This is a genomic window from Rhizobium sp. NFACC06-2 (assembly GCF_900101425.1).
In the GTDB taxonomy this organism is placed as follows: Bacteria; Pseudomonadota; Alphaproteobacteria; order Rhizobiales; family Rhizobiaceae; genus Agrobacterium; species Agrobacterium leguminum.
Genome location: NZ_FMVA01000002.1, coordinates 484001 through 495006, shown reverse-complemented (window position 1 = coordinate 495006; position 11006 = coordinate 484001). Strand labels below are relative to the sequence as shown.

General features: G+C 59.7%; 9 protein-coding genes and 1 tRNA gene. 5 read left to right on the top strand and 5 right to left on the bottom strand.

Annotation, left to right across the window (positions count from 1 at the left end):
- Nucleotides 1-310: 310 nt before the first annotated feature.
- Nucleotides 311-1423 (bottom strand): pyridoxal phosphate-dependent aminotransferase, encoded by a 1113-nt coding sequence (locus tag F3H58_RS06850; RefSeq protein ID WP_149741630.1) that lies wholly within the window; start codon nt 1421-1423, stop codon nt 311-313.
- A 158-nt stretch (nt 1424-1581) separates the two neighbouring features.
- Nucleotides 1582-1929, bottom strand: coding sequence for a hypothetical protein (locus tag F3H58_RS06845; RefSeq protein WP_035240153.1), 348 nt, complete (start codon nt 1927-1929; stop codon nt 1582-1584).
- Between the two features lie 306 nt (nt 1930-2235).
- On the opposite strand from F3H58_RS06845, the gene F3H58_RS06840 reads away from it, so the two are divergent.
- Nucleotides 2236-3453, top strand: coding sequence for an NAD(P)/FAD-dependent oxidoreductase (locus F3H58_RS06840; protein WP_149741629.1), 1218 nt, complete (start codon nt 2236-2238; stop codon nt 3451-3453).
- A 7-nt stretch (nt 3454-3460) separates the two neighbouring features.
- Nucleotides 3461-4261 carry an aldolase/citrate lyase family protein gene (locus tag F3H58_RS06835; protein WP_149741628.1) on the top strand — a complete coding sequence of 267 codons (801 nt, stop codon included), beginning with the start codon at nt 3461-3463 and terminating at the stop codon, nt 4259-4261.
- 1 nt (nt 4262) lies between these two features.
- Here F3H58_RS06835 and F3H58_RS27150 read toward each other — a convergent pair whose 3' ends face one another.
- A complete protein-coding gene (locus F3H58_RS27150; RefSeq protein ID WP_188128807.1) occupies nt 4263-4439 on the bottom strand; it encodes a hypothetical protein in 177 nt (58 codons plus the stop codon).
- Between the two features lie 89 nt (nt 4440-4528).
- Nucleotides 4529-4870 carry a hypothetical protein gene (locus tag F3H58_RS06830; RefSeq protein WP_149741627.1) on the bottom strand — a complete coding sequence of 114 codons (342 nt, stop codon included), beginning with the start codon at nt 4868-4870 and terminating at the stop codon, nt 4529-4531.
- A 162-nt stretch (nt 4871-5032) separates the two neighbouring features.
- Between F3H58_RS06830 and F3H58_RS06825 the strand changes: the two genes are divergently transcribed.
- The 3 genes from F3H58_RS06825 (at nt 5033) to F3H58_RS06810 (ending at nt 8577) form a co-directional block, all read left to right on the top strand.
- Nucleotides 5033-5123 (top strand) — tRNA-Ser (locus F3H58_RS06825).
- 715 nt (nt 5124-5838) lie between these two features.
- A complete protein-coding gene (locus F3H58_RS06815) occupies nt 5839-6906 on the top strand; it encodes a porin (protein WP_149741626.1) in 1068 nt (355 codons plus the stop codon).
- A gap of 603 nt (nt 6907-7509) precedes the next feature.
- On the top strand, nt 7510-8577 hold the full coding sequence (locus F3H58_RS06810) for a porin (protein WP_149741625.1): 1068 nt from the start codon (nt 7510-7512) through the stop codon (nt 8575-8577).
- Nucleotides 8578-8908: 331 nt separating this feature from the next.
- Here F3H58_RS06810 and F3H58_RS06805 read toward each other — a convergent pair whose 3' ends face one another.
- Nucleotides 8909-10981 (bottom strand): lytic transglycosylase domain-containing protein, encoded by a 2073-nt coding sequence (locus F3H58_RS06805; RefSeq protein WP_188128806.1) that lies wholly within the window; start codon nt 10979-10981, stop codon nt 8909-8911.
- Nucleotides 10982-11006: the final 25 nt, after the last annotated feature.

Here is an 11006-nt window from a genome sequence, read left to right as displayed (position 1 = left end):
GGCGGTGCCGGTATTGGCGATGCGGACGGCTTTTTGTGTCGCGGCATCGAAAAGATCCAGATGTGCCTTTGAGACGTCGCATCCGATGTAAACAGGGTGTACCATGGCAAGCCTCATCCTGTGCTACGAGGTCCGCGCTCACGGCCTCCATCAACTGTTCAGGTTGGGATCATCAAGAGCGGGCGGAGGTCCAAAAGCCAGCAGGCGGTCTCTAACGACCAGGATTCCGACGGCCTTCCGCCCGCACTCTACATAGCACAAATCCAATACACAGGATTCCGGCTCAAGGCCGGAATGACGGCACTCGATATCAGCCCAGCGCCTTGAGGACCTTCGGCAGCGCCTGTTCGAACAGATCGAGCTTGTCACCCGGCCCCACGCTCACGCGAATGCAGCGGTTGAGCGGGGCGACGCCCGGCATGCGGATGAAGACGCCATGTTCCATCAGCCCATCGACGATGGCGCGGGCATAGACCCCGTCGCGGTGGCAATCGATGGTGACGAAATTGGTGGCGGAGGGGAGCGGGGAAAGGCCGTTATTGCGCGCGATTGCCGAAATGCGCTCACGGGCGTCAGAAATTTTACCAACGACTTCACGCAGATAGGCCTGATCTTTCAGGGCCGCCAAAGCGCCGGCGACCGAAATGCGCGCCATGCCGAAATGGTTGCGGATCTTGTCGAAGGCTTCGACATTGCCGAGCGTGCCGATGGCGTAACCCACGCGCGCACCCGCCAGCCCATAGGCTTTCGAGAAGGTGCGCATGCGCAGGATGTTCGGCTGGCCGATCAGCGTGTCGATCGCTGGGACGGCGCTTTCGGGCGCGGTTTCGCAATAGGCCTCATCCAGAATGAGCAGGCAGGTTTCCGGCAACGCGCGGGCAAAGGCGATCACTTCGCTCGCTTCCCACCAGCTTCCCATCGGATTGTCGGGATTGGCGAAATAAACGAGCGGCGCATTTTCCCGGATGACGAGATCGAGAAGCCCGTCAAGGTCTTCGTGATCGTCGACATAGGGTGTGGTCACGAGTTTCCCGCCAAAACCGTTCACATGGTAATTGAAGGTGGGGTAGCCGCCAAAAGAGGTGACGACAGGCGTGCCCGGCTCGACGATCAGCCGCGCGATCTCACCCAGCAGCCCATCGACGCCGCTGCCGATGGCGATATTGCCGCGTGCAACGCCATGGTGGATGGCAAGCGCTTCCTTCAGCTCATAATTTTCCGGATCGCTGTACATCCACGTCTCCGCCGCCGCATCGCGCATGGCCAGAAGCACGGAAGGGGCGGGGCCGAAGCCGCTCTCATTGGCGCCGATACGCGCTTCAACCTTCAGGCCGCGGTTGCGCTCGATGGCCTCCGGGCCGACGAAGGGAACGGTTGAGGGAAGCGAAGCGGCAAGCGGCGTGAGGCGGGAAAAGGCTGACATTGGCTGAGAGTTCCGGTACCTGTGTGTTTAAAACCCGGCTCACAATAGGTGCAAAAAAACCGGACGCAAGGCGCAGCCGGTTCCGGCACGACTGTTTTGGAACAGAATTTTACGTCCCGGCGAGGAGACGGAGAAGCCATCGGCCTGTCATGTCGGGATCATGCGTTGGTCTCGAAGCTCAGGCGTCGCACATGGTGCAGGAACTCCGCATCGATCAGCATATTGAAGCCGATCGTCACTTTTTCCTCTTCGCGGCGGATCAGCGTGCAGCCGATCTCATCGCGGATACCGAGAATTTCCAGATAGAAATTGGCCGGCATTTCCAGATCGGGACTGACATCCAGTTCCGCGCCGTAAAGGGAAATAGTCCGCACCAGGCAGCGCATGGTGTCCTTGGCGCTGAGATGATGCCCGATGAAGGTGATCTTGCCGGGCCGGTCGATCTGAAATTTCTCGTACATTTCGTCCTGGGGGACGTTCTGACGGGGATCCATATGCAAAGCCATGACAACCTCCCGGATTGCCTCTTTTGATGCCGATTTTAACGCCGCTTCCTTGCCAGGGCATGAAGGAAATCCGCGCAATTGTCTGTTCTGTGTCTCGATCTCGACCAATCTTCCCTTCGGAAGCCGATGTTTCCGCTATGGAAATGCGTTCGGCCCCATCCGGTTGCAGTCTGTGCTGATACTGCGTCACGCTTGCACGGGGCTGGTGTTGACTGGGGCCGTACTTGGCGTTACGCCTGAGCCTTGCAATATCGCTTCGCGAGGCCCGGCAGGACCGGCGCTTCGTGATTCTTCTGGGAGTGGACTGTGACGGGAAGGCTGGTAATCGTCGGGGCGGGGCAGGCCGCTTTCGCGCTGGCGTCGAAGCTTCGGGCGCTGAAGGACGAGCGCCCCATCACCATCGTCGGTTCCGAGGATGCCTATCCTTACCAGAGGCCGCCGCTCTCCAAAAAATACCTCCTCGGCGAGATGAGCTTCGACCGGCTGATGTTCCGGCCGGAGGAATGGTACGCGGAAAACAATGTCGATATCCGGCTTTCCACCTGGGTCGAGGAGATAGACCGTGCCGCCAAATCCCTGCGCATGCAGGACGGCAGCACGCTTTCCTATGACAGGCTGGTGCTGGCGACCGGGGCGGCTCCCCGCCTGCTGCCCGCCAGTATCGGCGGCGATCTGGAAGGCGTCCTGACCGTGCGCGACAAGCGCGATGCCGACCGGCTTGTGGAGGAGATGAAGCCGGGCCGCAGGCTGCTGGTGATCGGCGGCGGTTATATCGGTCTCGAAGCAGCCGCCGTCGCGCGCAAGCTCGGCCTCGAAGTGACCTTGATCGAAATGGCCGACCGCATTCTCCAGCGTGTGGCGGCGAAGGAAACCGCCGATATCATGCGCGGCATCCATCAGGCCCACGGCGTTTCCATTCGCGAAAAGACCGGTCTTGTGCGCCTTGTCGGCATGGATGGCCGGGTGGCCGCCGCCGAACTCTCCGACGGCTCGACGCTGGATGTGGATTTTGTGATTGTCGGCATCGGCGTGACGCCGAATGATCGCCTCGCTCGCGAATCGGGCCTTGATGTCGGCAATGGCATCGTGGTGGACGACCATACCCGCACCTCCGACAGCGCCATTCATGCCGTGGGCGATTGCGCGCTGCTGCCGTGGCGCGGCCAGCATGTGCGTCTCGAATCGGTACAGAATGCTGTCGATCAGGCCGAGGCGGCCGCTGCCGTGCTTACCGGGGCTGAAGCCGCCTATGATCCGAAGCCATGGTTCTGGTCGGATCAGTATGACGCCAAGCTGCAGATTGCCGGCTTCAACCTTGGTTATGACGAGACAATACTGAGGCAGGGCGCGCGTGAGGGCAGCTGGTCCGTCTGGTATTTCCGCGAGGGGCGATTCGTGGCGGTGGATGCCGTCAACGATGCCAAGGCCTATGTCGCGGGCAAGAAATTGCTCGATACCGGCGCGGAGCCGGATCGCGCCATCCTGGCGGATGCTTCCGCCGATCTGAAATTACTGCTTTCCTGAGGACATCATGCCTGCTCCCGAAAACCGTTTTAAAACCGCCATCCATGCCGGCAAGCCGCAGATCGGCCTCTGGCTCGATATGGGTGAGGCCATCACGGCGGAAATCGCCGGTACGGCGGGGTTCGACTGGCTGGTGATCGACGGCGAGCATGGGCCGAACGATCTGCGCAGCATCATCGACCAGTTGCGCGCCCTTGCCACATCGCCTGCGGAGCCCGTCGTGCGCGTGCCGGTCGGCGAAAGCTGGATAATCAAGCAGCTTCTGGATGCGGGTGCGCGCACGCTTCTGGTGCCGATGGTCGATTCGGCTGACCAGGCGAAGGATCTGGTCAGCGCCATGCATTATCCGCCGCGCGGCATTCGCGGCATGGGTGCTGCCGTTGCCCGCGCTTCCGCCTTCAACACGATAACCGACTATGCCGACAGCGCCTCGGACAGCGTCTGCCTGCTGGTGCAGGCCGAAACGCGCGCGGCGATCAACGATCTCGACAATATTCTTGCGGTGGAGGGCGTGGACGGCGTCTTCATCGGCCCGGCGGATCTGGCCGCCGATATGGGCTATCTCGGCAGGATAGACGAGCCGGAAGTGCAGGCGGTGATCGAGGCGGCCATCGTCAAGATCGTCAAGGCCGGCAAGGCCGCCGGTATTCTCACCTTCAACGAAGCCTATAATCGCCGCTATCTCGAACTCGGCGCGTCCTTCGTGGCCGTCGGCGCGGATGTGACGGAATTCGCCAGCACCCTGCGTGCGCTCTCGGCCCGTTACAAGGGCGGAGCAGCGCCCGCACCATCCCGGTCTGGCTATTAATTCAGTCGTCGTTGCTGGCGTTCAGCTTTTCCGGCGGAATGCCTTCTTCGCCGGAGGCGAGATAACCGGTGTTGATAAGCGCGGCGCGAATGATTCGCTGGATGGCCTCATCCCTGTCGACGCCGTGATCCCTCGCAAAATCCGACAGAGCCGCTTCAATATCGTCGCTGAACCGCATATCCGCCCCCATTCATCACATTTCAAACCAGTAAGAAAAGGCAAGGCAGGATAGACCCGCCTTGCCTCAATTTTAATTCGATGCCGCGATCAGCGCCAGCGATAAAGGCTGCTGTTCGACGAGTTCTGCTGCGTGCTCGCGCCAACCGCATAACCGATGGCAAAACCGAGTGCGCCAACGATCGTCAGCAGGGAAGTCGCCGTGCCGGGATTTTCCTTGACGGCTTCCACGACATTCTGGCCCTGGGCGCGGACATTATGCGCGGCCTTGCGAACGCGTCCGCGCGCCTCATCCAGAAATTCGGACGCATCCTCGCCCACGCCTTCCGCGCGGGCGGATACGGATTTGGAGAGGGACGAGATCTGCGAACGCAACTCCGCAATCTGGTTTTCGATCGTGTCTTCGACAACATTCAGTTTGGTCTGAGCCATTAGAACACCTCTTTTGTTACCGAAGGCAGAACGTGCCGACCTGCAAGAAGTTCCCGAAAGGCCCGCAAAGTTTCGCAGGAAGATGTTCAGCCAACAGGTTTTTGTGCTTCTTGGCGAAAAAGCCTTGCAATCATTTTTTTTACGCAATAATCAGGCCGCACCGGAGAGGTGGCCGAGTGGTCGAAGGCGCTCCCCTGCTAAGGGAGTATACGTCAAAAGCGTATCGTGGGTTCGAATCCCATCCTCTCCGCCACTTCGGCGCAAGACCGGAAAATTCCAGCCCCATCGTTCCCAGTACCAAGCCACCGCCGGAGCGCTTTGGCGACGGTCTCCGCATGTCGCTTGTTCTTCCGTCTGTTTCGAATTGACACGCGTGACAAATCGGCTGCTGCCGATATTGACGGGCAATCGTCAAACGCGAGGTCACGTCATCAAATCAGTTCTCACGACAAACCTGACGAGTGGCGGCGTATCGGTATCGTAACCGACATGCGGCGAGCCTTTCGAATCGTTATGCGGGGAATCGGGCGGCAAACGGCATGGGTTTTTCCATCGTTTCTTCATGCGCGCTGCGAAGGAGTGTCAGGTGCGGGGGTGTGAGGAAGCAAAAGTTTCCATCATCCTTGCCCGGCGAGGCAAGGCTTCGCCGAAAAAGCCGGTAGTTTAGAAAGACCTTGTTAACCTCGCTAACTAACGGATTTTCAAGCAATTTCTTAACGCATGGTAAAGCCGCCTGCGGCCCGGCTGCGCACTGTGTGTTGTTTCCGCAACAAACCGAAATGAAGCATATACGTAAATGCTATTTATCGGATGTTGGCGATTGCAAGCGGCGAAACCTTTTGTATTTTCACCACCAGAAGCGAGGCGGTGGATCGTTTGGCTTCTAAGAACACGGGAATGGGGCAGGGAATGCTGTCCTTCAGCGAAAGTACCCAGACCCACTTAAAAACTTTGACTGGAGGTCAACAATGAACATCAAGAGCCTTCTGATCGGCTCCGCTGCGGCTCTCGCAGCAGTATCTGGCGCTCACGCTGCCGACGCTATCGTCGCTGCTGAGCCTGAGCCCCTGGAATACGTTCGCGTTTGCGACGCTTTCGGCACCGGCTTCTTCTACATCCCCGGCACCGAAACCTGCCTGAAGTTCGACGGTTACATCCGTTTCCAGACCGACTTCGGCCGCAACAAGTCCGGCACGTCTGACTGGGATTCGTTCACCCGCGCCCAGTTCAACATCGACACCCGCACCGACACCGAACTCGGCGCTCTGCGCGGCTACATCGGCTTCCGCGGCCAGGCCGACAACGACAGCAACCGTGGCGTTGTTGTCGACCAGGCTTTCATCGAACTCGGCGGTCTGAAGGTCGGTTACTACTACAACTGGTGGGATGACGGTCTCTCCGGCGAAGTTGACGTTCTCAGCTCTAACCAGACCCGTCTGAACGCTATCCGTTACACGTACGACGCTGGCTCGTTCTACGTTGGCGTTGCAGCTGAAGAACTCGAAGCTGCTCGCGGCGGTTCCAACATCTCTGACGACTTCGTAAAGGGCGGTTTCTTTGAAGGCTCCAACAACGTTGGCGTATCCGCTATCGTTGGCGCGAAGTTCGGCGGCGTAAGCGCTAACCTGCTCGGTGGCTACGACACCGACGCTGAAGAAGGTGCAATCCGCGCTATCGTCACGGCTGACATCGGTCCGGGCACGCTTGGCCTCTCCGGCGTTTGGGCTTCTGGCGCAAACCGCTACTACGAAGAGTCCGAGTGGGCGGTTGCTGCTGAATACGCCATCAAGGCAACTGACAAGCTGACCATCACCCCCGGCTTCCAGTACTTCAACACGATCGACCTCGGCTTCGATAACGACTGGGTTGGCGATCGCGATGCATGGCGCGCTGGTGTAGCTGTTGGCTACAAGATCACCGACGGCCTCTCCACGCTCGTTTCGGTTAACTACCAGGACGTCGACGGCACCGAAGGTGTTGACACCGGCGCTGGCGACAGCTGGGTTGGTTTCGTTCGCCTTCAGCGCACGTTCTAATCTGATCTGACATTGTCAGTGATGGAAAGCCCGGCTCTCGAGCCGGGCTTTTTGTTTGAATTGCATCTTGATAGGGCAGGCATCGCCACAGCTGACGAGATCGTGGCGGCGTTCCGATTTTCCGCAGGTTTATCCTCTGAGCAGACCGCTACACATGCCCATCGATTCGCTCGGTAACGGGAGCCTTGAGTCGTCTAAGGAATCCGAATCTGCGGGTTTTTGCTTTTCGCTCAGTTTTTTCTTGCAGAGGTAGGGTCCTCTGCACATTGCAATCGTCTTTTGAACAATTTCCGGTGGCCTGATCGTGTCCAGATTCAGGTGATCTCGTGGGTTTTCTCACGGCGGATTTTTCGAGCCTCTTGTTAAGTTATTGAAAAGCATAAGTTATTAACGATTTTTTAACGAATGGGGTCCCGTCGGTTAGAATTGTAGCTATTTCGCAACAATGAAAAACTAAGGACACCTTACTGTCTTCCTTCTGTCATGATTACGATTGCCTGAGCGACCGGTTTTGGCTCTAATCAGCTTCATAAGCGGCACGCATTTCTGAAGTGCTTTCCCACCCGCTGCTTAGAAGATTAAGCGTTTGACTGGAGGTCAACCATGAACATCAAGAGCCTTCTCATCGGCTCCGCTGCAGCTCTCGCAGCAGTATCCGGCGCACAGGCCGCTGACGCTATCGTCGCTGCCGAGCCCGAGCCCCTGGAATACGTTCGCGTCTGCGACGCTTTCGGCACCGGCTTCTTCTACATCCCCGGCACCGAAACCTGCCTGAAGTTCGACGGTTACATCCGTTTCCAGACCGACTTCGGTCGCAATCAGTCTGGTACGTCTGACTGGAACTCGTTCACGCGCGCCCAGTTCAACATCGACACCCGCACCGACACCGAGCTTGGCGCTCTGCGCGGCTACATAGGTCTGCGTGGTCAGGCTGACAACGACAGCGATCGCGCTGTTCGCGTTGACCAGGCTTTCATCGAACTCGGCGGCCTGAAGGTCGGTTACATGTACACCTGGTGGGATGACGATCTCTCCGGCGAAACCGATATCCTGTCTTCGAACACGACCCGTGGCAACGCTCTGCGTTACACCTATGACGCTGGTTCGTTCTACGCAGGTATCAGCGTTGAAGAACTGGATGCCGGCCGTGGCGGCTCGAACATCTCCGGCGACTTCGTTAAGGGCGGTTCGTTTGAAGGCCCGAACAATGTTGGCGTAAGCGGTATCATCGGCGCTAAGTTCGGTGCAGTTGCTGCGAACCTGCTCGGCTCCTACGACACCGACCAGGAAAATGGTGCAATCCGCGCTATCGTAACGGCTGACATCGGTCCCGGTACTTTCGGTCTCTCTGGTGTTTGGGCTTCTGGCGCAAACTACTACTACGAAGAGTCCGAGTGGGCAGTTGCTGCTGAATACGCAATCAAGGCGACCGACAAGCTGACCATCACCCCCGGTGCTCAGTACCTCGGCACGATCGACATCGGTGCTGACAACGACTTCACTGGCGACCGTGATGCATGGCGCGCTGGTGTAACGGTTGACTACAAGATCACCCAGGGTCTGGATGCCAAGGTCGCTGTTAACTATCAGGACGTCGACGGCACCGAAGGTCTTGACACCGGCGCTGGCGACAGCTGGGTTGGTTTCGTTCGCCTTCAGCGCACGTTCTAATCTGATCTGACATTGTCAGTGATGGAAACCCCGGCAGAAATGCCGGGGTTTTTCTTTTGGATGACTAGATGGGACTGTAGGTCGTCGGACACCGCGTCGGCTTTGAAGCATCCACCAGCTGGCCTCTCGCCTATCGGCAAATCTGCCCAAGCCGTCGACCTTAGCTCCGGGACTCGTCCCAGTGATCTAATCACGTCGCATGAAATCTAAACGCCGCAAATGCTCGAGACAGGCCCGAGCATGACGGAAGAGAACTTCAGGCTTTTCAGCGGTCTGGAACGCTGGCCGGCAGGCGCTTGAATGCTCCGCTTGTCAGCCGGGGAAGCCGGCTTTACCCCGCACGCCCATGGCGCAGGTCGTCAACGATATCGGCCTGTTGTCCGAGCCTCGTCTTGTAGACCTGATAATTCTCCATCACCCGCTGCACGTAATTGCGGGTTTCGGGGAAGGGGATGCGCTCGATCCAGTCGACCACCTCGTCGATCGGCTTGCCGCGCGGGTCGCCATAGCGGGCGATCCATTCCGGCACGCGCTTCGGCCCGGCATTGTAGGCGATGAAGGTGAGGATGTAGGAACCGCCGAAACTGTCGATCTGCTCGCCGAGATAATGCGCGCCGAGCGTGGCGTTATAGCCCGCATCGGTGGTCAGCCGTGCCTGGGTATAGGGCAGGCCATGGCGTCCGGCCACGCCTTTGGCGGTTCCGGGCAGCAGTTGCAGCAGACCGCGCGCATTGGCGGCGGAGACGGCGGCCGGGTTGAAGGCGCTTTCCTGCCGGGCAATCGCGTAAGCAAGCGCCTTGCCAGAGCCGACAATATTGGCGCTGGCGGGAATGACGCCGAGCGGATAGGCCAGTGCGGCCGCATCGATGCCGCGGCTGAAAGCCGTCTTGCCGATCTGCAGCGAGACTTGATGATTGCCGTTGCCCTCCGCCCTTGCCGCCAGAATGGCAAGCTCGCCGGGACTGTCGAGCTGTTCGGCCAGCGAGCGGTAAAGGCTGTCGGCCCGCCAGCCGTAACCGGCTGCTTCCAGCCGGTCGATGGCGCGCACGGCTTCGCGGCCGGCGAAACGTTCGCGGTCGCCGCTGCTGGGGCTTGGATAGGTGACATTCAGTGTCTTGGCGCCGATTCGCGCGGCGGCAAGCTGGCCATAGAACGTGCCGGGATGAGCGGCGGCTTTGGTGAAAAAGTCGCGGGCATCCCCCGGTCCGCCGGCTTCCGCCGCCCGCCCGAGCCAATAATAGGCGCGCGACGCCGAAAGCGGCCGGTTCGAAGTCTGAAGCAGCGTGTTGAAGTGGCGTGAAGCCGTGGCCGGATCGCGCAGCGCTCTTAGCGCATACCAGCCGGCATGGAATTCCGCATCGGCGGTATCGACGGCAGAGGTGGCCGAATGATTGGCGACGATGCGATAGGCCTCGGCGAAATCGCCGAGATCGGCGACGCCGCGCGCGATGATGCGCCGCTCGTTCCACCATTCGCCCGGATTGACGAGCTTGGCCGTTTCCTTCGGGGCCTGCCTCAAAAGCACGGCGGCTTCGGAATATTTCTGCTGGTTGCGCAGGTTTTCTACCCGCGCGAAAAGATAGGCGGGGTCGCTGCGCCAGGAGGCGTCGACTTTGCCGAGCAGTGCAGTCGCAGTAGTGGATCGCTGCAACACGGCCGCCCAGGCATTGTAAAGCGACTGCGCCTTGCCGAGATCGCCGAAACGCTTCGCCTGGCTGATGCGGCTGCGATACATCAGATAATCCATGCGCGCCTTGTGGTCGGCGGGCGTCAGATAGGTGGGAAACTCGGCAAGCACACGGTCTTCCATGTCCTTGTCCATGCCTTCGCTCACCCAGAGCTGACGAATGAGATGCTGCGATTCCGCACCCTTGCCGGAGGAGGCGAGCGCCTTGGCGAGCACCACGCTGCCTTCCGCGGTTTCCGGCCGGCTATTGCCGAAGGCGGCAAGCACCTGCGATGCCGGCGGATCTTCGCGGTAAAGCGCTTTTTCGGAATTGGCGCGCAGGGTGGCAGCACCCGGCCAGCCGGAGAGCTCGCGCTGGGCTGCGGCGATTTCGGCCGAAGTGACGTCCTTCTGGCCGGAAACGGCGATTGCCCAGGTAAGGATATGGCGGTCGAGGCTGCCGGTCGGCATGGTGTTGCGCAACGCAATCGCCCGGGCCCCATCGCGGCTGGAAAGCGCGTCGAGGCCGGCCTTTAACTGGCTTGTATCGTCGGGGCGGTCGAGGCGCGGTATGGCGCCGGTGATCTCGGGCGAGGCCGGCATGAAAGCCGGAACGGTCGGCGCATTCGGCTTGACATAGGGAAGCGGTGCCGCACCTTCCGGCAGCGGCCCGGCCAATGCGTTCCAAACGGTTGCGGCAAGACCCGCCGCCATCAATCCCCAGACTGTCTTTTTCATGCCGTTCTTCATCGTGTAACGGAGT